Genomic DNA, 23,577 nt, shown 5'->3' with positions numbered 1-23,577 from the left:
GCGTGGTCGGGCCACTGCACGCGATACGTGCCGACCGTTGAAGAATCCGATGGGCCGGCCGATACGCTCTTCAGCAAAGGAGACTCCCATGCGCATGCTGATCGTTTTAGCCCTCGCGGCCAGTGCCGTCGGGTGTACCCGCTGGTCCATGGACCACCATCTCAACAATGCCTACCGCGCTTATGATCGCGGTGATTGCCAGCGGGTAATGTTGGAGCTGTCCCAGGTCGACCGCACCAGCCGCGCCCGGCCTTTCATCCACCCGGAAGTGGCGTTGCTGCGCGGGCAGTGCCTGGAGCGGCAAGCGTTGTACGTGGATGCCGCACAGACCTACCAGTACCTGATCCAGCGCTATCCGGGCAATGAATATGCCTACCGTGCCCAGGCGCGTCTGCAAACATTGGAGAAGCTGGGTCATTACCGGGGTGGCGAGCCGGCCGTGACCAGGCCAGCGCCGAGCGTACCTTGGCGCTAATGCCAAGGAGTGCTGTATTGACGGGGAGATTTGTCGCAGCGTGCGCTAACCTGTAACTCAACTGATACAACAACCGCCAGTACCAGGCGTTCCTGGCATCGCGGACGGACTGACCTTGACGCTATTCAATAAACGACATATCGACCGCCACCAGTTGCCTTTTGTCCTGAAGGTATTCAATCGCTTCAATGGGCAGGAGATGGGCCAGCTGGGCAATGCCTCTGAAAACGGCATGATGCTGATCAGCGAGCTGCCGGTCATGGTGGGCCCCGATTACGAATTGCAGTTGCGCCTGCCGTTGACGGGGGGTGGGCATCAGTTCGTCAACCTTACGGCCAGTTGTCTGTGGTGCCGCGAGGACCAGACGCCTGGGTACTACGATTCGGGCTTCATGTTGTTGCAGGCGCCTCGCGAATACGACGACTTTGTGCGCTCCTTGCAGGAGTACTTCAGTTTTCGCGCCTCCTCTACCTCGGTTTGACAGGTCGGTATTGCCGATTGCTGACGCCCGTCCATGAGATCGGTCCGGGTCAGTAGGGGCTGTGTAGCACGGCCTACTGGCCCCAAGTCGCTTCATTGGCCCGACGTCAGGCCCGGCTCAACGCGTTAGAATCAGGGCGAACCTGCAACAGGACGGCCCTGTGACTTCAAGCATTTTCTGGCATGACTACGAAACCACCGGCATCAACCCGCGCTGCGACCGGCCCGTGCAGATGGCAGGGGTGCGTACCGACCTCGACCTGAATGAAATCGCCGAACCGATCAACCTCTATTGCCGCTTGTCGGATGACATATTGCCGCATCCTGCTGCCTGCCTGGTGACGGGCGTCACGCCGCAACAGTTGGCCGAAAAAGGACTCGGCGAGGCCGAGTTCATGGCGCGCGTGCATGCCGAACTGGCGCAACCCGGTACCTGCGGTGCCGGCTACAACACGCTGCGTTTCGACGACGAAGTCACGCGCTACAGCCTATACCGCAACTTCTTCGACCCTTACGCACGCGAGTGGCAGGGCGGTAACAGTCGCTGGGACCTGATCGATATCGTCAGGACCGCGTTCGCGTTGCGTCCCGATGGCATTCAATGGCCCCAGCAGGAAGGGCGCATCAGTCTGCGCCTTGAGTTGTTGAGCAAGGCCAACGGCCTCGAACATGGCCACGCACACGAGGCACTCTCCGATGTTCGGGCGACCATTGCCCTTGCCCGGCTGATACGCGAGAAGCAGCCAAAGTTGTACGACTGGTTGTTTCAGCTTCGCAGCAAGCACAAGGTCATGGAGCAGATACGGCTGCTGCAGCCGATGGTGCATATTTCTGGACGTTTCAGTGCTGCGCGTCATTACTTGGGCGTCGTGTTGCCTTTGGCCTGGCACCCTAAAAACCGCAATGCATTGATTGTTTGCGATCTGCATCAGCAAACCCTGCCGCTGATTGAAGAGCGCGCCGAAACTTTGCGCCAGCGGCTCTATACCCGTCGAGAAGCCCTTGGCGAAGGCGAGCTCCCTGTACCGCTCAAACTCATCCAGATCAACCGCTGCCCGGTGGTGGCGCCCCTTTCTGTATTACGACCGGCTGATCAAGCGCGTCTGGGGATTGACCTGGACGCATTACAACGACGCGCCGAGGCATTGGTCCGTCAACAGGATCAATGGCAGGAAAAACTGGCACCTATTTATACGCAAGACGGTTTTGCGGCCAGTGACGATCCTGAACAGCAATTGTATGAGCGGTTTCTCGGCGAGCGTGACCGGCGGTTATGCGATCAAGTGCGTTCGCTGGCGCCCGCCCAGTTGGGCGCCGGGCAGTGGATGTTCGATGATCCACGCTTGGCCGAATTGCTCTTTCGCTACCGTGCACGTAACTTTCCCGACACCTTGAACGATGAAGACAGGGCGCGATGGCAGGATTTTTGTAGGCAACGTCTGACTGACCCCCGCTGGGGTGCGCCCAATACCCTGGGTGATTTCGCCCAGGCCCTGGCCGCAGCCTGGCCTGGCGCGGGTGAAGCAGGACAGCAAGTGCTGACAGCCTGGCAACTGCATGCCAACGCGTTGCAAACGCGGTTTGCCGTCAATTGAAAGCCCATAAAAAAACGCCGGTTATTAACCGGCGTTTTTTACGTATATCAAATAGCGAGCAATGGACAATCAGTCCAGCAGGGTTGCCCAGCTTTCTACCTCGTCACCGCCCCATTGAGCTTTCCACTCTTTCAGGGTTTTGTGGTTACCACCTTTGGTTTCGATGACTTCACCGTTGTGCGGGTTTTTGTATTGCTTGACCTTGCGCGCGCGTTTGGTGCCAGTGGTTTTCACGGCGCCACGCGGCAGTTTGCTCATCTTGGCATCAGGGTCGAGCAGGGCAATGATGTCACGCAGCGACTTGGAATATTCGCCCATCAGGGTGCGCAGTTTGCCTTCGAACTCCAGTTCTTTTTTCAGCTTGTCATCCTGAGACAGGTTGGCCAGGCGGGCCTGAAGTTCCTTGATGGCTTCTTCGGTAGCACGGTACTCGTTGATCAGGGACATGGAGTGTTCCTTAATGCGTGTTCGGAAATGTGTGGAGCAATAGTAAACAGGCAATTCTCGCAAGTAAACATATGATTGATGTATTAACAGTTGATTAGCTGTGACAGTAATTCTCCACGTGAACAAAAATTTACATAGGTTGCCGTTTCATCCATAAACCTTGTCGGAAGATTCCCGCCTGATAGGCACAGCGGCCCTATGCAGCACGTCGCAATCATTACTGCGTTTTTCTCAGCGTGCCGCTAGAATAAGCGCCTTTGCGAGTTCTGGAGTCTTATTCATGCGCACCTACCGTCTGGTGATCGCTTGCCCCGACCGTGTCGGCATCGTGGCGAAAGTCAGTAATTTCCTGGCCTTGTACAACGGCTGGATCACCGAAGCCAGCCATCACTCCGACGAGCAGACTGGCTGGTTCTTCATGCGTCATGAAATTCGCGCCGAGTCGCTGCCCTTCGGTATCGAGGCGTTCCGCGAAGCGTTCGCGCCCATCGCCGAAGAGTTCTCCATGACCTGGCGCGTGACCGATTCTGCCCAGAAAAAGCGCGTCGTGCTGATGGCCAGCCGCGAATCCCACTGCCTGGCCGACCTGCTGCACCGCTGGCACAGCGATGAGCTCGATTGCGACATTCCCTGCGTCATTTCCAACCACGACGACCTGCGCAGCATGGTCGAGTGGCACGGTATTCCGTTCTTCCACGTTCCAGTAGACCCCAAGGATAAAGCCCCGGCGTTTGCCGAGGTGTCACGCCTGGTGCAGGAACACGCAGCCGATGTGGTCGTGCTGGCGCGGTACATGCAAATTCTGCCGCCGCAACTCTGCCAGGACTATGCTGAGAAGGTCATCAATATCCACCATAGCTTCCTGCCATCGTTCGTCGGCGCCAAGCCGTACCATCAGGCGGCGCTGCGTGGCGTGAAGCTGATCGGTGCGACCTGCCACTACGTGACCGAAGAGCTGGACGCCGGCCCCATCATCGAGCAGGACGTGGTGCGGGTTACCCATGCCGACAGCATCGAGGACATGGTCCGCTTCGGGCGCGACGTGGAGAAAATGGTGCTGGCTCGCGGCCTGCGCTATCACCTGGAAGACCGGGTTCTGGTGCACGGCAACAAGACAGTGGTGTTCGACTGATAGCAGGGCTGCTATACAAGCCTCTTGAGCAACGTGAGGATCGACCAATGGGACGGCGCGGTACGCCTACAGCCTCTCCACCCCCTGTAGTGGGCCAGGGTTGCCTGGCCCGCTACGATCCAGACGCGTTGCAGGACACCGACGGCACCGACTTCCCCGGTGCCGCTGCGCTTTGGCAAGCGCTCAACCCACCTGACGCCGCCAGCGCTCCAGCAGCGGACGTGCCAGCAGGCACACGAACACAGGCCCTCCGGCGAGCAGATACAGGTAGTAAGTGATTGCGCGCCAGATCAGGATCGCCGCTGCCGCCGTCGAGCTGCCCACCATGGGTGTCAGCAGGCTGGCCGAGGTCAGCTCGGCAGCGCCTGCGCCGCCGGGCATCATGCTGAACTGACCGGCGCTGAGCGAGAGCATCTGGACCAGGAAACTGGGGATCCAGGCCAGCTCCACGCCCAGGCCCTTGACCACTAGGTACAGCACGCTAAAGCGCAGCCCCCAGTGGACGCACGTCAGGCTGAACACCAGAAACAGGGTGCGCTTGGGTAGCTGCCAGGTTTGCGCCAGTGCCTGCACGAAACGAAGCAGCTTACGGGCCCAGCGCCGTTTGCGCGGTGCGCTGGTACCCAGGCGCTGCAGCAGCCTGCCATTCAGCCGCATCACCTTGCGCCGGTAGCGCAGCAACGCCACCACGCCTGCCAGCGCCGCGCACAGCAGTGCCGCACTGCCCAGCAACATGCTTTCCTGGCTGCGCCCCAGGCTGTGAAACAACGCATAGCCGGCGATCGCCAGCATGGCGCAGAAGAAAAACACCAAGTCATTGAGCTGATCCATCGCGAACACCGCGCCGCTGCGGGCTGCGCTGATGCCCTCGCGGGCCAGCAAGGCCATCAGGGTCAGGGGACCGCCGCCACCACCTGGAGTGGTACAGATGGCGAATTCGGTGGCCATGACCACACCCAAGGTGCGCACCCGCGACACGCGCACTGCCTGATCGCCTAGCAGCAGGCGCATCCGGCAGGCGTTGATCACCCAGCACAGCAGAATCATGCCCACCAGCGTCATCAACAGCTGCGGGTCGAAGCGGCTCAGCTTGGGCAGCAGTTCGCTGCCGCCCAACAGTGCCGGCACCAACGCTGCGCCCAGCAGCGCCAAGCCCAGCAGCAGCCAGCGGTTCATGCTGCCACCTGCCGCTCCAGCCAGGCTGACTTGGTCAAGGGTTCGCGCCCGTCTTCGATCAGTTTTTCAAGGGTGCGCAGCCAGTAGTCCCGTGAGTATTGATGGCGCATGTCCACCGGGTGCAGCCCCAGGCGCAGGGTGTTAGCACCTTGCCAGCGTCGACATTGCCAGTCGCTGAGCACCCGCGACACACCACGGCGCCAGGCGCTGCGCGCGCTCCAGACCAAACCGGGTGCATCGATGGCGGTAAAGTCCGGCAGGCGATAGAGGTGCTGCGGGGTGCTGGTGTATTTGAGCGGCAGTTGGCGCAGCGCTTGCCGCGTGCCCTGGCTCATCAACCACGCGGGGGCCACGAAGCCTGCTACAGGCCAGCCTTGACGGTCGAACAACGCCAGGCCGTCTTGTAGCCGGGCGATGGCCTGGTGTTCGTCCAGCGCGTAGAACTCGCCTTCATGGGTATAGATCCGCCGCATGAAGTAGTCCACGGGCGTACGCGGCGTGGGGCCCTCATCGGCATGGGCGTAACCGTGCAGGGCCAGCTCGTCACCCGCGGCCAGACGGCGATCGAGCAACTGGCAGAAGCCGGGAGACTGAGTCAGCAGGTTGCGCCGATGAAAGTCGGGCACCACCAGCCAGGTCATGGGCACGTTACCCAATGCATCGACCGCCTGCACGAACGGCTCGTAATCTGGCCACGTCTCTGGGGCCACATCATGCAGCACCAGCATCACGCTACGGGAACGGGTACCGGACTCAAGCATGTGCCCGCACCTGCTGTTGATGGCCAAGTACAGCCTGGTAATGCTCAAGCAGGCCATTGACCACGTTGTCCCATGAGTAATGCTGCTCTACATGTCGCCTGGCCTGTGCACCGAGCTTGCGCGCCCCGGCTTCGAACGCCTCGCGCACCGCCAGGGCCATTGCCCGGGCATCATTGGGTTGGCACAAGCGCCCGCACTGGTCGTTGACGATTTCGCCGAAGGCGCCGGCACGCACTGCAACCACGGGCGTGCCACTGGCCATGGCTTCGAGGATGACCAGGCCGAAGGTTTCCTGGTCGCCGGCATGCACCAACAGGTCGGCGCTGGCCATCAGGCGAGCCACCTGGTCAGGTGGGCAGAACTGGCCGATCACGCTGACGTTGTCGGGCACATTGGCGGGCATGTTGGACCCCACCAGCAGCAGGTGATACCCGCGCCCCAGCTGCCGCATGCAGTCGAGCAGCACGGGCAGGTTCTTCTCCCGAGAGCCTCGGCCTGCATAGATCAGCAGCCGGCAGGTGTCGGCGATGCCCAGTTCGGCCCGCACCTGTGGATCGCGGCGTGCGGGGTTGAAGGTTTCCAGGTCCACGCCCAGCGGCTGCACGTGAACATCACGTACCCCCAGGCGGCGGAGCTTGTCTGCCATGACCTTGCTCGGTGCGAGCACGCGGTCGAAATTGCCATACAACTTGCTGACATAGGCCTCGACGTTGGGCGTGAACCAATTACCCATGCGGTTGCTCACCAACAGCGGCAGGTCGGAGTGATAGAAACCAATGACCGGTACGTCCAGCTGACGGCGCGCTTCAAGCGCCGCCCAGGCGGTCAGGTACGGGTCGCCGACCTCGATCAGGTCTGGCTTTAGCGTGCGCAGCGTGTTGCACCATGGCGCCAGGCGTACCGGAAAGCGGTAGCCTTTGCCAAAGGGCAGGGGTAGTGCAGGCACATGATAGACACCGCCTTCATGCCGAGCGCTGGCGCCGGGGATCAACAGGCTGTGACGGACACCTTGTAGGGCATCCAGGCGGTGGTGTTTGGCATCAAGGTAAGTGCGTACGCCGCCGCTGGCCGGGGCGTAGAACATGGTGATGTCGGCAATGTGCACGATCTGCATCCCTCCGGGATCGTCTTTCGGGTCTGTCATCGCGCGGTAACGAAACCGGCGTTGACATGCCATGAAGTTGACCTTTCAGAAGGATAGTTTGTTCGATCAGCTTGTGCGGTTGATCGCCCGGCAGCCGAGCGCCAGGCAAAGGCGCTCGGCGGGTCGGTGCCGGCTTCAGATACGGAAGGTGCCGACCAGGTGTTTCAGACGGCTGGCCTGCTGTTCCAAATCGGAACAGGCACGCAGCGTCGCCTGCAGGTTTTCGACGCCTTCCTGATTGAGCATGTTGATTTCGTTGATATCCATATTGATGGCTTCGACCACGGCCGTCTGCTCCTCGGTGGCCGTGGCCACGGACTGGTTCATGCCATCGATTTCGCCAATGCGCACGGTGACACTGTCCAGCCGCTCACCGGCCTGGTTGGCGATCTGCACACTGTCCAGGCTGTGGCGCTGGCTCTGGTCCATGGTATCGACCGACTCGCGGGCGCCCACTTGCAGCTCCTCGATCATGCCCTGGACCTGCTGCGCGGATTCCTGGGTGCGATGGGCCAGATTACGCACTTCGTCGGCCACCACTGCGAAACCACGACCCGCTTCACCGGCACGCGCGGCCTCGATGGCGGCGTTGAGCGCCAGCAGGTTGGTCTGCTGGGAAATGCTGGTGATCACTTCGAGAATCTGGCCGATGTTGACGGTTTTACTGTTGAGCGTCTCGATGTGGGCGCTGGACGTCACGATCAAGTCGGAAAGCCGGTTCATGGCGGCGATGTTGCGATCGACCACTTGCTGGCCTTCTTCAGCCAGACGCCGTGCAGAACTTGCATGCTGAGAAGCCTGCGCCGCATTGCCGGCGATCTCCTGGGCGGCAGCGCCCAGCTCGTTGATGGCGGCCGCCACGCTGTTGGTGCGGTTGGATTGTTCGTCGGAATTGGTCATCGACGAATTGGACGCACTGATCACACGCAACGCGACTTCGTTCACCTGCTCGGTGGCCGAGGACACTTCACGGATCGAGCCGTGGATACGCTCGACGAAGCGGTTGAAGGCGTTGCCCAGGATGCCGAACTCGTCGTGATGGTGGATGCGCAGGCGCTTGGTGAGGTCGCCTTCGCCCTCGGCGATGTCCTCCATGGCCCGTGTCATGGTGTGCAGCGGCTGCATCAGCACACGGATCAGCAGCCCCAGCAGGGCGATGATGATCACCACGGCCACCACGGTGGCGATCACGGCGGAGGTGCGGAACGTGCTGAGCATCGCGAAGGCCTTGTCCTTGTCCACCGACAGGCCGATGTACCAGTTGGCCGAAGGCAAGCCGGTCACCGGTGTGAACGTCAGCAGGCGGGCATGGCCGTCACTTTGCACTTCGGTCAGCTCAGGGGTGAGCTTCGGTGTGCGCTCGGGGAACAGGTCTGACAATGATTTCATCACCAGGCCTTGATCCGGGTGGACCAGGATCTTGCCTTGGTCGTTTACCAGGAAGGCATACCCCATGCCGCCGAAGTTCAGCGAGTTGATGATTTGCGCCAGGCCGTCCAGTGCCAGGTCACCACCGACCACTCCCACCGAATCGGCCACCTTGTCGAGGATGCCGATCACCATCTTGTTGGTGGTCATGTCGATGTAGGGTTCGGTCAGCAGGGTGCCGCTGGCACTCATGCCATCCTTGTACCAGGGGCGTGTGCGGGGATCGTACCCGTCAGGCATCTTTGCATCCGGGCGCACGCTGAAGCTGCCATCGACCCTGCCCAGGTAAACGGTAAGGAAACTCGATATCAGCGCCTGCTGGCCCATCAGGGTTTCAGCATTGGCCGGTTGCTGGGCGATATTCTGCGCCAGGTTCTCGACCAGTTTGATACGTCCCTCGAACAAACTGCGGATGTTGGTCGACGTAGAGGCGCCCATCTCAGTCAGGTAGTCCTGAAGGTCCTCGCGAATCGCATTACGCTGCAGGTAGTCGTTGTAGAGGGTGAACAGGCTGAATGCGAGGATCACGATCAGTGATGCTGCCAGCAGAATCTTGTGGCTGAAACGAAGGCTTTTGTTCATGAAATCATCGGGTCCGCTAAGGTTTTGTATCAGGCGTTCGCAGCTGTAGGGCCCAGCCAGTGCAACATCCCGAAAAGTCCTTTTTCGGTTGTTCTCTCTGAGTAAGGCGAATATCACCCAGAGGTATCGGCCGAAGTAAGACAAAGCTTGAGCAGAGGATTAAAGAGATGTCGGAATCTTCATTTATCGTTGTAGGATCAAGCCCTGATGGCCAGCCCGTAGGGCAAGCGATGCGGCTTGCCAACCGGCACGGGTTGGTGGCGGGGGCCACCGGTACCGGCAAGACCGTGACCCTGCAACACTTGGCCGAGGCTTTCAGCGATGCCGGCGTGGCGGTGTTCGCGGCCGACGTCAAAGGCGACCTGTGTGGGCTAGGCGCCAAAGGCGCGCCTGAGGGCAAGGTGGCCGAGCGCATCGCAGGGATGCCTTGGTTGCACCACCAGCCACAGGCCTACCCAGTCAGCGTGTGGGACATCGCGGGCCAGTCGGGGCATCCGTTGCGTACCACGATCAGCGAAATGGGGCCTTTGCTGCTAGGCAACTTGCTTGAGCTCACCGATAGCCAACAGGCGGCGCTGTATGCCAGTTTCAAGGTGGCCGATCGCGAAGGCTTGCTGTTGCTGGACCTCAAGGACCTCAAAGCGCTGCTTGGCCACCTGAAGGACAACCCGCAGGTGCTGGGCGAAGACAGTGCGCTGGTTACCGGCGCGTCCGTGCAGGCGTTGCTGCGCCGGCTGGCCACCCTGGAGCAGCAGGGGGCAGAGGCGTTGTTTGGTGAGCCGGCATTGCAGCTCGAAGACATTCTGCGGCCCGACCCGGATGGGCGAGGGCGCATCCATTTGCTCGACGCCAGCCGCCTGGTGCATGAGGCACCCAAGGTCTACGCCACGTTTCTACTGTGGCTGCTGGCCGAACTGTTCGAGCAACTGCCCGAGCGTGGTGATGCCGAAAAACCGGTGCTGGCGCTGTTCTTCGATGAAGCGCACCTGCTGTTCAAGGACACGCCCAAGGCCTTGCAAGACCGCCTGGAGCAGGTGGTGCGGCTGATTCGCTCAAAAGGGGTCGGGGTGTATTTCGTCACCCAGTCCCCAGCCGACCTGCCCGATGCAGTCCTTGCCCAGTTGGGCCTGCGAATCCAGCATGGCTTGCGGGCGTATACGGCCAAGGAGCAGAAGGCGCTACGCGCCGTAGCCGAGGGCTTTCGCCCCAACCCTTCATTCGATGCGTTGTCCTCGCTGACCGAGCTGGGCATCGGCGAGGCACTGGTCGGCACGCTCGAGGACAAGGGAACACCTGCCAGTGTGCAGCGAGTGCTGGTCGCCCCACCGCAATCGCGCATCGGCCCGTTGAGTGAGGCCGAGCGCAGTGCACTGATTGCGCGGTCCCCCTTGGTTGGCCGTTATGACAAACCCATAGACCGGGAGTCGGCTTACGAAAGGCTCAACCAACGCAAGGGCGAAGCGGTGGAGCCCGCGCCGCAACCCAAGGCTGATGACAGCAGTTTCGCTGAAAAGGCGGGCGAATTTCTGCAAGGCGCGGCCGGGCAGGCGATCAAGTCGGCGATGCGTCAGGCTGCCAATCAACTGGGGCGGCAGCTGGTGCGCGGGCTGATGGGCTCGTTGCTGGGCGGGAAAAAGAAGTAGCTGCGCGGTGTGAAACCATCGCCCATAAAAAAGGCGCCCGACGGCGCCTTTTTCTATGGGCTGAGGTCAGCCGATTGCCTTGGACGCCAACCAGAACAGGCCGGCGGCAAGCCCCATCGAGGCGGGCAGGGTCAGCACCCACGCCATCAGGATGGTCTTCACCGTACCGCCCTGCAGGCCGCTTTTGTTGGCGACCATGGTGCCAGCAACGCCGGAAGACAGCACATGCGTGGTTGAAACCGGCAGCGCGAACACGTTGGCCATGCCAATGGCGCAGGCCGCGGTGATCTGCGCCGACATGCCCTGGGCATAGGTCATGCCCTGTTTGCCAATCTTCTCGCCGACGGTCAACACCACGCGGCGCCAGCCAACCATGGTGCCCAGGCCCAGGGCCAGGGCAACGGCCACGATCACCCAGAACGGAGCGTACTCAGTGGTGGAGGTCAGGTCCTTGCGCAGCTTTTCCAGGTCGGACTTTTCACGCGCATCCAGGCCCGGCAACTTGCCAACCTTTTTCGCGGTGTCGTCCAGGCACAGCAGGTAACGGCGTACTTCTACACGCTTGTCCGCGTCCAGGGCCCGGTAGTCGGTCACGCCCTGCAGCGAGGACTGCAGCGCGGCGATGGTCGGCTCGGTCTGCTGGGGATTGCAGCTGAACTGTTCAGGCAGGTCACTGGCCTTGGCCTTGCCCAGCGCCAGGAATTCGCCCAGCGTGGCAGCGTTGCGCTCGTAGAACTGGCTCATGTGCAACGTGGCATCACGGGTGCGTTCGATCTGGTAGGTGGTGCTGTTCAGGTCGAGCACGAACTTGGCCGGTACGATGCCGATCAATACCAGCATGATCAGGCCAATGCCTTTCTGACCGTCATTGGAGCCGTGCACGAAGCTCACGCCCATGGCCGAAATCACCAGCACCAGACGATTCCAGAAAGGCGGGTGCTTCTTGTCGTCCAGTTTGCGGCGTTGCTCAGGCGTCTTGTGCATCTTCGACAGCGGGCGCCACCATTTCAGGCCAAGCAGGACCAGCGCGGCCACGGCAAACCCGGCGATCGGCGAAACCACCAGGGACATGGCGATATCGATGGCTTTCTGCCAATTGACGCCGTCACCCAGCGGAATGTCGTTGATGAGCGCGTTGGCCAGGCCCACGCCCAGGATCGAGCCGATCAGGGTATGCGAACTGGACGCAGGAATACCGAAGTACCAGGTGCCCAGGTTCCAGGTAATGGCTGCGGCCAGCAGCGAGAAGACCATGGCCAGGCCGTGCCCGGTGTTCACATTGATCAGCAGCTCTACCGGAAGCAGGTGCACGATGGCATAAGCCACCCCGACCCCACCCAGCAGAACGCCAAGGAAGTTGAACACGCCGGAGAAGAACACGGCCAGGTGTGGTGGCATGGCTTTGGTGTAGATGACGGTGGCTACCGCGTTGGCGGTGTCATGAAAGCCATTGATGAACTCGAAGGCGAGCACGAAGGTCAAGGCGAGCAGCAAGCTCACCAATACCCAGGCATCCAGTCCGCTGAATAAATCGATCATGAAGGTTGTCTGGCGGTCGTAGGGGGGCCGGATTATGCCAGAAAACGTTGGCAATCGATGCACCCGCGGCAGCCGCTGATCATGTCGCCCAGGTCAGAAATTGCCGTCTGCCACTGCAGGTCGGTCAACATTATCGAAGCCAAATGTGTTCAACGTCAGCGAAAAATCAGCAAAATGCGCGGAAGGTGAGGCGGTTAATCGTTTTAAACGCCCGTATGAAATTTGTGAAATTCCATTACAACCATTGCGCCAGAGCAATTACGCGCTCTGGGCACCCCTAGCGCTTTGACGATTGGGCAAAGGGCTAGGGGTTAGCGCTGCGCAATTCCTTCTCCATGCGTTCCAGCTCCTGGCTGAACGCCTGGTCGCGCATGTTGGCGCGTTTGCGCCAGGGTTTGCGTTCCGGTTCCGGCTGTGCCGCATAGGTGGTCACTTCGCCGCCATACACATCCTTGAAACGCTCAGCCTGGCGCTCGAGTTCTGCGCGCAGTTCTTCTTTTGTCACATGCAGTACCTGAATTGAATTGGAAAGAGGACCGCCCTGTCGGCGTAAACCGTTAGACGATATCGACACTTAACTTGCCGGCGGGACCTGGATCGACGCGTCGTCCAACTAGACGACCGGAGTATATCAACACTCGAATAAGGCCAGTGTGATGGGATTGGCCCGACGGGCAATCAAAGACATGTCGATATTAAGAAAACCACAACGTGTGAAAGTTCGATATCGCACGCGATGCACACCGCAAAAACAAAACGGCCCCACCAATTGGCAGGGCCGTTGCCTGGGACTTCTACGGTGGGTACCTGACCAGTCTCTCCAAAGAAGCCACAAGTGGCACTGGAAAGGTATAAGCAAACGTGTCGCCGGTCAATTGCGATTATCGGCCGGTTGTTCGATAATCGCACAAGTCGGCGATTTTGTTGAGGTGTGCGATGAATGACGATAAAACAGCCCGTGACAGTGCTCTGCCCGAACCAACACGCAGTCCGGTACCCGCCCTGGCCCCGCCAATCGTGGCATCGCCGGCCAAACGCATTCAGGCGTTCACCGGCGATCCTGACTTCATGACCTCCCTGGCGCGTGGGCTTGCCGTCATACAGGCATTTCAGGAACGCAAGCGGCACCTGACCATCGCGCAAATCAGCCATCGCACCGAAATACCTCGGGCGGCAGTGCGCCGATGCCTGCATACGCTGATGAAGCTGGGCTACGCGACCACCGACGGGCGTACCTACTCCTTGCTGCCCAAAGTGCTGACGCTCGGCCATGCGTACCTGTCATCGACACCCCTGGCCATTTCCGCGCAGCCTTACCTGGACCGTATCAGCGACCAATTGCACGAGGCGGCCAACATGGCGACCCTCGAAGGGGACGACATTCTGTACATCGCCCGCTCGGCGACGGTAGAGCGCCTGATCTCGGTAGACCTGTCGGTCGGTGGACGGCTCCCGGCGTACTGCACGTCCATGGGCCGCATCCTCCTGGCGGCCATGGACGACACCAGCTTGCGCGAATACTTCGATCGTGCCGACCTCAAGGCCCGCACCAGCCGTACCCTGCACGACGCCCCGTCGCTGTTCGCCTGCATCGAGCAAGTGCGTAGCCAGGGATGGTGCGTGGTCGACCAGGAACTCGAACAAGGCCTGCGCTCGGTGGCCGTGCCCGTCTACGACGCCTCAGGCCAGGTACTGGCGGCGCTGAACGTCAGTACCCACGTCGGGCGTGTACCGCGCAGTGAACTGGAGCAGCGGTTTCTTCCCGTACTACTGGAAGCCAGCCAAGAGCTCAGCCATCAGCTGTTTGGATAAGCGCGAAGGCTTTAGGATCATTACAGCCTGCTGACAAAGCGTTCGATAATCGCCCAGTTCAGCCTTGAGCTAATTGTGACGGCCCCGCCTTTGTCCCTAACCTGATGCCCACCCGGCGGACAGGTTGCAGTGACCCGATTGTGCCTGTATCGCCGGCGCCCATGGTCACTGCAGGAGACGCAAGATGCGCGAGGTCTATATTTGTGATGCCGTTCGCACGCCCATTGGCCGGTTTGGTGGCGCCCTTGCCAGCATCCGGGCTGACGACTTGGCGGCGGTACCGCTCAAGGCATTGATCGCGCGCAACCCGGGTGTGCACTGGGCGCACCTGGACGAGGTGTTTTTCGGTTGTGCCAATCAGGCGGGCGAAGACAACCGTAACGTGGCACGCATGGCGTTGCTGCTGGCCGGGCTGCCTGAATGCGTGCCGGGTGTCACCCTCAACCGCTTGTGCGCTTCGGGCATGGAGGCCGTCGGCGCGGCGTTCCGCGCCATCGCCTGTGGCGAAATGGAGCTGGCCATCGCGGGCGGCGTGGAGTCGATGTCGCGAGCGCCGTTTGTCATGGGCAAAGCGCAAAGCGCTTATTCACGCACCATGCAACTGGAAGACACCACCATCGGCTGGCGTTTCGTCAACCCGCTCATGAAAGCGCAATACGGCGTGGATGCCATGCCGCAGACGGCGGACAACGTAGCTGACGACCATGGCATCTCCCGCGCCGACCAGGATGCGTTTGCCTTGCGCAGTCAGCACAAGGCCGCAGCGGCGCAAGCTGCCGGGTTTTTCGCCGAGGAAATCGTGCCGGTGTGCGTCGCGCACAAGAAGGGTGAGACCTGGGTAGAGCACGATGAGCACGTGCGACCCGATACCACCCTTGAGGCCTTGGCCAGGCTCAACCCCGTCAATGGCGTGGGCAAAACGGTGACGGCGGGCAATGCATCGGGGGTCAACGATGGCGCGGCAGCGATGATCCTGGCGTCTGCCGAGGCCGTGCACACCCATGGCCTGACCGCTCGCGCCAAGGTACTGGGCATGGCCAGTGCGGGGGTGGCCCCGCGGGTCATGGGCATCGGGCCGGTGCCTGCGGTACGCAAGCTGATCGAGCGACTGGGCATCGACATCAGCGCATTTGATGTCATTGAACTCAACGAGGCCTTCGCCAGCCAGGGGCTGGCCGTTCTTCGCGGGCTAGGGGTGGCGGACGATGCGCCCCAGGTCAACCCCAACGGCGGTGCCATCGCACTGGGCCACCCGCTGGGCATGAGTGGTGCGCGCCTGGTACTGACGGCGCTGCACCACCTTGAGCGCACAGGAGGGCGCAAAGGCTTGGCCACGATGTGCGTAGGTGTCGGTCAAGGGCTGGCGCTGGCCATTGAACGGCTTTGAGGGAGCCTGCGCCCGGGTGCCTCAGAGATGAGGGCAGCCGGCAGCGCCTCGCTGCACTTGATTGCACACCACGCGGAACGACTGTGTAACCAGGTATGTCTAGACTTACCTTGTATTCCTCCAGGAGCACGACTGACATGACCACCCCTCACTACACTGGCGAGGAGCGTAGCAAACGCATCTTCGCCATCGTCGGCGCCTCTTCAGGCAACCTGGTGGAATGGTTCGACTTCTATGTCTACGCCTTCTGCGCCATTTATTTTGCTCCGGCGTTCTTTCCCTCAGATGACCCGACCGTGCAACTGCTCAATACCGCCGGTGTGTTTGCCGCGGGCTTTCTGATGCGGCCTATCGGCGGCTGGATCTTCGGCCGTCTGGCCGACCGCCACGGTCGCAAGAACTCGCTGATGATCTCGGTACTGATGATGTGCTTCGGGTCCTTGGCCATCGCCTGCCTGCCCACTTACGCCAGCATTGGCACATGGGCGCCGGCATTGCTGCTGCTGGCGCGCTTGATTCAGGGCCTGTCGGTGGGGGGTGAATACGGCACCACGGCGACCTACATGAGCGAAGTGGCGCTGCGTGGCCAGCGGGGCTTCTTTGCATCGTTCCAGTACGTGACCCTGATTGGCGGCCAGTTGCTGGCAGTATTGGTGGTGGTGATCCTGCAGCAGTTGCTGACCGAAGACGAGCTGCGCGCCTGGGGCTGGCGAATTCCCTTCGTGGTCGGTGCGATCGCTGCCGTCATCTCCTTGATGCTGCGCCGCTCCCTGCACGAAACCAGCAGCGCAGAAACGCGCCAGGACAAGGACGCCGGCAGTATCCGCGGTTTGTTCGGCAATCACCTGGCGGCCTTCATCACGGTGCTGGGCTACACCGCTGGCGGCTCGCTGATCTTCTACACCTTTACCACCTACATGCAGAAGTACCTGGTCAACACGGCTGGCATGACCGCCAAGCACGCCAGCTACGCAATGACCGGGGCGCTGTTCCTGTTCATGGTGATGCAGCCGTTCTTCGGCATGCTGTCCGACCGCATCGGCCGGCGTAACTCCATGCTGTTGTTCGGCGCGCTGGGCACGGTGTTCACGGTGCCATTGCTCATGGCGCTCAAGACGGTCAGCAGCCCCTTCATGGCGTTCGTGCTGGTGAGCCTGGCGTTGTGCATCGTCAGCTTCTACACCTCCATCAGTGGTCTGGTGAAAGCCGAAATGTTCCCGCCCCAGGTGCGGGCCTTGGGCGTGGGGCTTGCCTACGCGGTGGCCAACGCCGTGTTTGGCGGGTCGGCGGAGTACGTGGCCCTGGGGCTCAAGACCTTGGGCATGGAAAACACGTTCTACTGGTACGTGACCGCCATGATGGCCATCGCTTTCCTGTTCAGCCTGCGCTTGCCAAAACAAGCCAAGTACCTGCACCACGATCATTGACGAGCTCGACACAGAGCATGAAGCGCGGCGGGCCGTCCGCGGTATCGGGACGGCCTGTCGAGGTTGTCACTGCCGCACGGCCTTACGCACCGCCACCGGGCCGGCGGCGCGCTCGATCTGACGCTTGAGGGCAGGGCACAGGCCCATCATGAAGGCCGCTTCGGCCACCACGAACAGCGGCCCGATGATCAAGCCGCTGATGTCATCGACGAACGCTGGCTTGCGCCCCTCGTAATGATGACCGACGAACTGGATGATCCAGCCCACCACGAATGCACCCACGCCCACCGACAGCCACAGCGCCGTGGTCTGCACCGCCAGCAGGTGACCTAACCACAGGCACAGGCCCAACAGGGCGCCCATCACCAGGCCGAAGCGAAGCTCCAGGCGCAGGTAGAACCAGGTGGCCGCCGCCGAGACAAGCAGGGCAGGAGACAGCCAAATGCCGCCCAGCGACCCGCCTGGCCGAGACAACAGAATGGTCACGGACAGGACAATCAGAGGTATGCCGACGAAATGAGTGACGATGTTGCGTGGGTCGCGGTGATAGCCCGCGTAGCGGATCAGGTGCTCGGCGAGGGTGCTCATGGTGCTGCCTCCTGGTGGGCTTGCCGGGGTGTGCCCGATATAGCTCAGGATAGCTGTGGTCACCATCATCATCAGCCTGGCGAATGCCAGGGCCGCGCCTTGCTCATCACCCACCGCGTCTGTCGAGGCCTGGCGGGTGGTGAGCAAGCGGGCGGGTATCAGCCGCGGGGCGTCTGTACCGAGGCCTGCTGGTTGGCCTGCCCGGTGCGCTCGTACCAGCCGCCACCGAGTGCCTTGTACAGGTTGACTTCGCTGGTCAGCTGCGAAAGGCGGTCACCGATCAGCGCCTGCTGCGCACTGAACAGGTTGCGCTGGGCGTCGAGGAACGTCAGGTTGCTGTCGATGCCGATACGGTACCGACGCTCGGCCAGGCGGTAGTAGTCCTGGTTGGCTTGCACCAGGTCCCGCTGGGCTTGCAACTGCTCCTCGAAGGTCTTGCGCGCGGCCAGCCCATCGGATACTTCCTGGAACGCAGTCTGGATGGACTTCTCGTAGCGGGCGACGTTGATGTCCTTCTGGATCTTGGCGTAGTCAAGGCTCGCTTTCAGGCTGCCGGCGGTGAAGATCGGCAGGTTGATCTGCGGCTGGAACAGCCAGGTGCCCGACCCACCCTTGAACAGCCCGCCCATGTCGGTGCTCAAGGTGCCCGCATTGGCCGTCAGGCTGATGCTGGGGAAGAAGGCCGCGCGGGCAGCGCCGATGTTGGCGTTGGCCGCCTTGAGCAGGTGCTCGGCCTCCTGGATGTCAGGGCGGCGCTGCAACAGGTCCGACGGCAGGCCTGCCGGTACTTCGGCCAGTTGATCGGCGTCCAGGCGCAGTGGTTCAGGCAGGTTTGTGGGGATGCCGGTCCCCAGCAGGACAGTCAGGCTGTTCACGTCCTGGGCGACCAGGCGCTGGTACTGCGAGTACTTGACCCGGGCGCCTTCGACAGCCGTGCGGGCCTGGCTCAGGTCCAGCGCCGACGCCACGCCCACCTCGTTGCTGCGCCGGGTGAGGTTGTAGCTTTCCTGGTAGTTCTTCAGGGTTTCCTCGGTCAGCTTGAACAGCGCCTGGTCGGCCTGCCAGGTGTAATAGGCGTTCGCCACGCTCGCCACCAGGCTGATCTGGGTGGAGCGACGCGCCTGCTCGCTGGACAGGTAGGTCTCCAGCGCCTGTTCCGAAAGGCTGCGCACGCGGCCGAACAGGTCGAGTTCATAGGCACTGACGCCCAGGGTTGCCGAATACTGGCTGGTGATGCCCGACTGGCCAGTCTGCGACATGTTCGCCGGGATGCGTTGACGGCTGCCACTGCCGTTGGCCGACACCGCCGGGAACAGGTCCGCACGCTGGATGCGGTACTGGGCGCGGTAGGCGTCGATGTTCAGCGCCGCGACGCGCAGGTCCCGGTTGTTGACCAGCGCGGTCTGGATCAGTTGCTGCAGCGCCGGGTCGTTGAAGAACTGCCGCCAGCCCTGTTCAGCGGCAGCGACGTCCGCCGACTGGGTGGGCGAGTAGGCCGGGCCTTGCGGCCACTGCTCAGCCACCGGTGCTTCCGGGGTCTGGTAGTCGGGAATCAGCGAGCAGCCGCCGAGGATGAAAGCGGTGACTGCCAGGGACAACAAAGACTTGGTCATTGCCCAGCCTCATAACGTGGAGTTTCAGGGGTGTCATCTTTTTTCGGCTCTTTGCTGCCGAACAGCGACGACACTGCGACGAAGAACAACGGTACCCAGAAGATGGCCAGCACGGTCGCACTGATCATGCCGCCGATCACGCCGGTACCAATGGCGTGCTGGCTGCCGGCGCCAGCGCCGCTGGCGATGGTCAACGGTACCACGCCGAGGATGAAGGCCAGCGAGGTCATGATGATCGGGCGCAAACGCATGCGGCACGCCTCGATCGCCGCGTCGTACAGGCTGCGGCCCTGCTCGTGCAATTCCTTGGCGAACTCGACGATCAGAATGGCGTTCTTGGCCGCCAGGCCGATGGTGGTCAAGAGGCCGACCAGGAAGTACACGTCATTGGACAGCCCGCGCAGGCTGGTAGCGATCAACGCACCGATGATGCCCAGTGGCACCACCAGCACCACGGCGATCGGAATCGACCAGCTTTCGTACAGCGCTGCCAGGCACAGGAACACGAACAGCAGCGACAGGGCGAACAGGGCCGGCATTTGCGAACCAGACAGCTTCTCCTCGTAGGACATGCCCGTCCAGGAGAAACCTACGCCGCTTGGCAGTTCGCCGGCGATGCGCTCGACCTCGGCCATGGCCTCACCGGTACTGTAGCCAGGGGCAGGCGCACCGAGGATTTCCATGGCTTCTACGCCGTTGTAGCGCGAGAGCTTGGGCGAGCCGTAGGTCCATTCACCTTTGGCGAACGAAGAGAACGGCACCATTTCGCCATCGGCGTTGCGCACATACCACTTCTGCAGGTCTTCCGGGCTCATCCGGGCATTGGCTTCGCCCTGGATGTAGACCTTCTTGACCCGGCCGCGGTCGATGAAGTCGTTGACGTAGCTGGCACCGAAGGCAATCGACAGGGTGTTGTTGATGTCCGAGATGGTCACGCCCAGGGCGCTGGCACGCTCGTCATCGATGGTCAGCTGGTACTGCGGTTCGTCGTTCAGGCCATTGGGGCGTACACCGCTGAGGATCTTGCTTTGCGAAGCCTTGGCCAGGAACTGGTTGCGGGCCTCCATCAGCTTGGCATGGCCGACACCGCCGCGGTCCTGCAGGAACACGTCGAAGCCTGTGGCGTTACCCAGCTCGAGCACCGCTGGTGGTGCGAACGCGAAGACCATGGCGTCGCGGAAGCTGAAGAAGTGCTGCTGCGCCCGCTGGGCAAGACCGAACACGCTGTTTTCCGCCGTACGCTCACCCCAGTGCTTGAGCATGATGAACGCCATGCCCGAGCTCTGGCCGCGGCCTGCGAAGTTGAAGCCGTTGACGGTGAACACCGAGGATACCGTGTCGGCTTCGTCCTTGAGCAGGTATTCGCGCATCTGGTCGACCACTGCCTGGGTACGCTCGGCACTGGAGCCGGCCGGCGTCTGCACCTGGGCAAACAGTACACCCTGGTCTTCCTCGGGCAGGAACGCGGTTGGAATGCGGGTGAACAGGAAAATCATGCCGGCCACGATCAGGGCATAGCCCAACAGGAACGGAATCTTGTTGCGCAGGATGGTCCCCACGCTGCGCTCGTAGCCGTTGACGCTGCGATCGAAGCTGCGGTTGAACCAGCCGAAGAACCCACCCTTGGCCTCATGGTGCTGGCCCTTTTTCAAAGGCTTGAGCATGGTGGCGCACAGCGCCGGGGTGAAGACCAGCGCCACCAGCACCGACAGGCCCATGGCCGAGACGATGGTGATGGAGAACTGGCGGTAGATCACACCAGTGGAGCCCCCGAAGAACGCCATGGGCAGCAGTACGGCCGACAATACCAGGGCGATACCCACCAGCGCGCCCTGGATCTGTTCCATGGAGCGCTTGGTCGCCTCCTTGGGCGGCAGCCCTTCTTCGGACATCACACGCTCGACGTTTTCCACCACCACGATGGCATCGTCCACCAGCAGGCCGATGGCCAGCACCATGGCGAACATGGTCAGGGTGTTGATGCTGAAGCCTGCGGCGGCAAGGATGCCGAAGGTGCCCAGCAAAACCACCGGTACGGTCATGGTGGTGATGATGGTGGCGCGGAAGTTCTGCAGGAACAGGTACATCACCAGGAACACCAGCACGACGGCTTCGATCAGGGTATGGATGACCCCGCTGATCGATTCGGTGACCACCGGCGTGGTGTCATACGGGAATACCGCCTTGACCCCTGGCGGGAAGAACGGCTCCAGGTCGGCGATGGTCTGGCGCAGGGCCTTGGCCGTATCCAGTGCGTTGGCGCCCGTGGCCAGCTTGACGGCCAGGCCCGAGGCGGGCTTGCCGTTGAACTGGGCGCTGACGGCATAGTTCTCGCCGCCAAGGCTGACCTGGGCCACATCGCCCAGGCGTACCTGGGAGCCGTCGTTGTTGACCTTGAGCAGGATCTTCTCGAACTGCTCGGCAGTCTGCAGGCGGGTCTTGCCGATGATGGTGGCGTTGAGCTGCGTCCCAGGCACGGCTGGCAGGCCGCCGAGCTGGCCGGAGGAGACCTGAACGTTCTGGGCAGCCACGGCGGTCTTGACGTCCACCGGGGTCAGCTGGAACTTGTTCAATTTGGCCGGATCGAGCCAGATGCGCATGGCGTACTGGGCGCCGAACACCTGGAAGTCACCCACACCGGCCGTACGCGAGATCGGGTCCTGCATGTTGGAGACGATGTAGTTGGCCAGGTCGTCCTTGGTCATGCTGCCGTCTTCGGACACCAGACCGATCACCATCAGGAAGTTCTTCACGGCCTTGGTGACGCGGATACCCTGTTGCTGCACTTCCTGCGGCAGCAGGGGGGTGGCCAGGTTGAGCTTGTTCTGCACCTGCACCTGGGCGGTGTCGGGGTTGGTACCCTGCTCGAAGGTGGCAGTAATGGTCATGCTGCCGTCGGAGTTACTTTCCGACGACACATAACGCAGGTTGTCGATACCGTTGAGCTGCTGTTCGATCACCTGCACCACCGTATCCTGCACGGTTTGCGCCGAAGCGCCCGGGTAGGTCACGGCAATGGCGATGGCCGGTGGGGCGATGCTGGGGTACTGGTTGATCGGCAACTTCAGGATCGACAAGGCGCCGACCAGCATGATCACCAAGGCGATCACCCAGGCGAAGATCGGGCGATCAATAAAGAACTTCGACATGGTTTACTCCGCTTTGGCGTCTGCTTTCGCTGCGTTGCCCTGGTTGGGGCTGTCCGGCTTCTTGACGTTGGTGGCTTCGCTGACCTTGACCTCGGCACCTGGACGCACGTACTGCAAGCCTTCGGTGATCAGGCGGTCGCCTGGGTTCAGGCCTTCCTCGATCAGCCAGTCGCTGCCCACGGTACGGCTGGCCTTGAGCTGGCGCAGTTCGACCTTGTTGTCCTTGTTCACCACCAGCGCGGTAGGGGCGCCCTTGAGGTCGCGCGTCACGCCCTGCTGCGGTGCCAGGATGGCATTGGCGTTCACGCCCGCCTTGAGCCGTGCATGCACGAACATGCCAGGCAACAGGGTGTGGTCAGGGTTGGGGAAGATGGCACGCAGGGTGACCGAGCCGGTGGTTTCGTCCACGGCCACTTCGGAGAACTCCAGGCGCCCTTCCTGCTTGTACAGGGTGCCGTCTTCGAGCACCAGTTGGACCGACGCTGCGTTGTCGCCAGCGCGCTGCAGTTGGCCGCTTTCCAGCTCGCGCCGCAGCTTGAGCAGCTCGGCAGTGGACTGGGTCACGTCGACGTAGATCGGGTCCAGTTGCTGGATGGTGGCCATGGCATTGGTCTGGCCGCTGTTGACCAGCGCGCCTTCGGTTACCGCCGAACGACCGATGCGGCCGCTGATGGGGGCCAGGACCTTGGTGTAGCGCAGGTCGATCTGCGCACTTTTGAGCGAGGCCTCGGCTTGCAGGCGCTTGGCATTGGCGTCGTCGTATTCCTGCCGGGAAACCGCCTGTTCCTCGATCAGCTGCTTGTAGCGATCAGCCAGAGAGCGGGTAGCCTGCAGGTCTGCCTGGGCCTTGCTCAGGTTGGCTTCGTAGACGGCCGGGTCGATCTGATACAGCTGTTGACCCTGCTTGACCTCGCTGCCTTCCTTGAACAGGCGCTTGAGGATGATCCCGTTTACCTGTGGACGAACTTCGGCGATCCGGTAGGCATTGGTGCGGCCTGGCAGCTCGGTGGTCAAGGTGAAGGCCTGCGGCTGTAGGGTCACTACGCCGACTTGAGGCGCCTGCTGCTGCTGTTGCTGCTGCGCGGCTTGGTCTTCTTTATTGCAGCCACTGAGCAGGGTTGCGAGGGCTACGGCTGAAACCAGGGCGGTAACGGCTGGCTTGAATTGCATGAGAATCCTCGGATCGCAGGAGCAGGGAG

The 23,577-nt window shown here is 61.8% G+C and carries 18 protein-coding genes and 2 pseudogenes; 8 read left to right on the top strand and 12 right to left on the bottom strand.

What is annotated here, in order from left to right; translation table 11 throughout:
• Positions 1–88 precede the first annotated feature (88 nt).
• The 3 genes from FH041_RS12810 to sbcB all read left to right on the top strand — a co-directional run bounded on the left by FH041_RS12810 (position 89) and on the right by sbcB (position 2,550).
• Positions 89–475, top strand: a complete 387-nt coding sequence (locus FH041_RS12810; RefSeq protein WP_027914527.1) for a hypothetical protein — start codon at positions 89–91, stop codon at positions 473–475.
• A 115-nt stretch (positions 476–590) separates the two neighbouring features.
• Positions 591–956, top strand: coding sequence for a PilZ domain-containing protein (locus FH041_RS12805; RefSeq protein WP_033695024.1), 366 nt, complete (start codon positions 591–593; stop codon positions 954–956).
• Positions 957–1,116: 160 nt separating this feature from the next.
• On the top strand, positions 1,117–2,550 hold the full coding sequence (gene sbcB / locus FH041_RS12800) for an exodeoxyribonuclease I (protein WP_049696488.1): 1,434 nt from the start codon (positions 1,117–1,119) through the stop codon (positions 2,548–2,550).
• A gap of 69 nt (positions 2,551–2,619) precedes the next feature.
• On the opposite strand, the gene mvaT is transcribed toward sbcB, so the two are convergent.
• Positions 2,620–2,997 carry a histone-like nucleoid-structuring protein MvaT gene (gene mvaT, locus FH041_RS12795; RefSeq protein WP_023534419.1) on the bottom strand — a complete coding sequence of 126 codons (378 nt, stop codon included), beginning with the start codon at positions 2,995–2,997 and terminating at the stop codon, positions 2,620–2,622.
• Between the two features lie 280 nt (positions 2,998–3,277).
• On the opposite strand from mvaT, the gene purU reads away from it, so the two are divergent.
• Positions 3,278–4,129, top strand: a complete 852-nt coding sequence (gene purU / locus FH041_RS12790) for a formyltetrahydrofolate deformylase (protein ID WP_027914530.1) — start codon at positions 3,278–3,280, stop codon at positions 4,127–4,129.
• 183 nt (positions 4,130–4,312) lie between these two features.
• Here purU and FH041_RS12780 read toward each other — a convergent pair whose 3' ends face one another.
• The 5 genes and pseudogenes from FH041_RS12780 to FH041_RS23245 form a co-directional block, all read right to left on the bottom strand.
• Entirely contained in the window at positions 4,313–5,305 is a 993-nt protein-coding gene (locus tag FH041_RS12780) for a lysylphosphatidylglycerol synthase transmembrane domain-containing protein (RefSeq protein WP_088522922.1), read from the bottom strand.
• Positions 5,302–6,066 carry a DUF2334 domain-containing protein gene (locus tag FH041_RS12775; protein ID WP_027914532.1) on the bottom strand — a complete coding sequence of 255 codons (765 nt, stop codon included), beginning with the start codon at positions 6,064–6,066 and terminating at the stop codon, positions 5,302–5,304. The genes FH041_RS12780 and FH041_RS12775 overlap by 4 nt, the downstream gene beginning before the upstream one ends.
• A complete protein-coding gene (locus FH041_RS12770; RefSeq protein ID WP_027914533.1) occupies positions 6,059–7,180 on the bottom strand; it encodes a glycosyltransferase family 1 protein in 1,122 nt (373 codons plus the stop codon). The genes FH041_RS12775 and FH041_RS12770 overlap by 8 nt, the downstream gene beginning before the upstream one ends.
• A 165-nt stretch (positions 7,181–7,345) precedes the next feature.
• Positions 7,346–7,942, bottom strand: a pseudogene (locus FH041_RS23250) (methyl-accepting chemotaxis protein); the annotation flags it as partial.
• A gap of 309 nt (positions 7,943–8,251) precedes the next feature.
• A pseudogene (locus tag FH041_RS23245) lies at positions 8,252–9,076 on the bottom strand (cache domain-containing protein); the annotation flags it as partial.
• A 311-nt stretch (positions 9,077–9,387) separates the two neighbouring features.
• Between FH041_RS23245 and FH041_RS12760 the strand changes: the two are divergent.
• Positions 9,388–10,863: a helicase HerA-like domain-containing protein gene (locus FH041_RS12760; RefSeq protein ID WP_027914535.1), complete on the top strand. Its 1,476-nt coding sequence runs from the start codon at positions 9,388–9,390 to the stop codon at positions 10,861–10,863.
• A gap of 66 nt (positions 10,864–10,929) precedes the next feature.
• Here the strand turns inward: FH041_RS12760 and FH041_RS12755 are convergent, their stop codons facing one another.
• The gene (locus FH041_RS12755; RefSeq protein ID WP_140174682.1) at positions 10,930–12,402 is read right to left on the bottom strand and encodes an inorganic phosphate transporter; all 1,473 of its coding nucleotides are present in this window, start codon (positions 12,400–12,402) and stop codon (positions 10,930–10,932) included.
• Positions 12,403–12,706: 304 nt separating this feature from the next.
• Positions 12,707–12,907, bottom strand: coding sequence for a hypothetical protein (locus FH041_RS12750; protein ID WP_027914536.1), 201 nt, complete (start codon positions 12,905–12,907; stop codon positions 12,707–12,709).
• A 431-nt stretch (positions 12,908–13,338) separates the two neighbouring features.
• On the opposite strand from FH041_RS12750, the gene pcaR reads away from it, so the two are divergent.
• The 3 genes from pcaR to FH041_RS12730 all read left to right on the top strand — a co-directional run bounded on the left by pcaR (position 13,339) and on the right by FH041_RS12730 (position 17,028).
• Complete coding sequence (gene pcaR, locus FH041_RS12740; RefSeq protein ID WP_177438153.1) at positions 13,339–14,214, top strand: pca regulon transcriptional regulator PcaR; 876 nt, start codon at positions 13,339–13,341, stop codon at positions 14,212–14,214.
• Between the two features lie 184 nt (positions 14,215–14,398).
• Positions 14,399–15,601, top strand: a complete 1,203-nt coding sequence (pcaF, locus tag FH041_RS12735; RefSeq protein ID WP_027914538.1) for a 3-oxoadipyl-CoA thiolase — start codon at positions 14,399–14,401, stop codon at positions 15,599–15,601.
• A 137-nt stretch (positions 15,602–15,738) separates the two neighbouring features.
• Positions 15,739–17,028 (top strand): MFS family transporter, encoded by a 1,290-nt coding sequence (locus tag FH041_RS12730; RefSeq protein ID WP_023534482.1) that lies wholly within the window; start codon positions 15,739–15,741, stop codon positions 17,026–17,028.
• 66 nt (positions 17,029–17,094) lie between these two features.
• Here the strand turns inward: FH041_RS12730 and FH041_RS12725 are convergent, their stop codons facing one another.
• From FH041_RS12725 to FH041_RS12710, 4 genes are all read right to left on the bottom strand, one after another.
• A complete protein-coding gene (locus FH041_RS12725; RefSeq protein ID WP_027914539.1) occupies positions 17,095–17,616 on the bottom strand; it encodes a DUF962 domain-containing protein in 522 nt (173 codons plus the stop codon).
• A 158-nt stretch (positions 17,617–17,774) separates the two neighbouring features.
• The gene (locus FH041_RS12720; RefSeq protein WP_027914540.1) at positions 17,775–19,229 is read right to left on the bottom strand and encodes an AdeC/AdeK/OprM family multidrug efflux complex outer membrane factor; all 1,455 of its coding nucleotides are present in this window, start codon (positions 19,227–19,229) and stop codon (positions 17,775–17,777) included.
• Positions 19,226–22,378, bottom strand: a complete 3,153-nt coding sequence (gene ttgB, locus FH041_RS12715; RefSeq protein ID WP_140174680.1) for a multidrug efflux RND transporter permease subunit TtgB — start codon at positions 22,376–22,378, stop codon at positions 19,226–19,228. Before ttgB ends, FH041_RS12720 begins: the two co-directional genes overlap by 4 nt.
• A 3-nt stretch (positions 22,379–22,381) precedes the next feature.
• Positions 22,382–23,548 (bottom strand): efflux RND transporter periplasmic adaptor subunit, encoded by a 1,167-nt coding sequence (locus FH041_RS12710; protein ID WP_027914542.1) that lies wholly within the window; start codon positions 23,546–23,548, stop codon positions 22,382–22,384.
• Positions 23,549–23,577: the final 29 nt, after the last annotated feature.

Origin of the sequence: Pseudomonas sp. SWI7, assembly GCF_006351945.1 — a bacterium.
In the GTDB taxonomy this organism is placed as follows: domain Bacteria; phylum Pseudomonadota; class Gammaproteobacteria; order Pseudomonadales; family Pseudomonadaceae; genus Aquipseudomonas; species Aquipseudomonas fulva.
Note: the sequence above shows the minus strand (reverse complement) of the source record. Positions and strands in the feature narration are given on the sequence as shown.

Excerpts from the sequence above, each read along its gene's own strand:
- FH041_RS12755 (WP_140174682.1), bottom strand. The coding sequence starts at position 12,402 with ATGATCGATTTATTCAGCGGACTGGATGCCTGGGTATTGGTGAGCTTG.
- FH041_RS12760 (WP_027914535.1), top strand. The coding sequence starts at position 9,388 with ATGTCGGAATCTTCATTTATCGTTGTAGGATCAAGCCCTGATGGCCAG.
- FH041_RS12770 (WP_027914533.1), bottom strand. The coding sequence starts at position 7,180 with ATGCAGATCGTGCACATTGCCGACATCACCATGTTCTACGCCCCGGCC.
- FH041_RS12710 (WP_027914542.1), bottom strand. The coding sequence starts at position 23,548 with ATGCAATTCAAGCCAGCCGTTACCGCCCTGGTTTCAGCCGTAGCCCTC.
- FH041_RS12775 (WP_027914532.1), bottom strand. The coding sequence starts at position 6,066 with ATGCTTGAGTCCGGTACCCGTTCCCGTAGCGTGATGCTGGTGCTGCAT.
- pcaR (WP_177438153.1), top strand. The coding sequence starts at position 13,339 with ATGAATGACGATAAAACAGCCCGTGACAGTGCTCTGCCCGAACCAACA.
- FH041_RS12730 (WP_023534482.1), top strand. The coding sequence starts at position 15,739 with ATGACCACCCCTCACTACACTGGCGAGGAGCGTAGCAAACGCATCTTC.
- mvaT (WP_023534419.1), bottom strand. The coding sequence starts at position 2,997 with ATGTCCCTGATCAACGAGTACCGTGCTACCGAAGAAGCCATCAAGGAA.
- purU (WP_027914530.1), top strand. The coding sequence starts at position 3,278 with ATGCGCACCTACCGTCTGGTGATCGCTTGCCCCGACCGTGTCGGCATC.
- FH041_RS12725 (WP_027914539.1), bottom strand. The coding sequence starts at position 17,616 with ATGAGCACCCTCGCCGAGCACCTGATCCGCTACGCGGGCTATCACCGC.
- FH041_RS12810 (WP_027914527.1), top strand. The coding sequence starts at position 89 with ATGCGCATGCTGATCGTTTTAGCCCTCGCGGCCAGTGCCGTCGGGTGT.
- FH041_RS12780 (WP_088522922.1), bottom strand. The coding sequence starts at position 5,305 with ATGAACCGCTGGCTGCTGCTGGGCTTGGCGCTGCTGGGCGCAGCGTTG.
- pcaF (WP_027914538.1), top strand. The coding sequence starts at position 14,399 with ATGCGCGAGGTCTATATTTGTGATGCCGTTCGCACGCCCATTGGCCGG.
- ttgB (WP_140174680.1), bottom strand. The coding sequence starts at position 22,378 with ATGTCGAAGTTCTTTATTGATCGCCCGATCTTCGCCTGGGTGATCGCC.
- FH041_RS12720 (WP_027914540.1), bottom strand. The coding sequence starts at position 19,229 with ATGACCAAGTCTTTGTTGTCCCTGGCAGTCACCGCTTTCATCCTCGGC.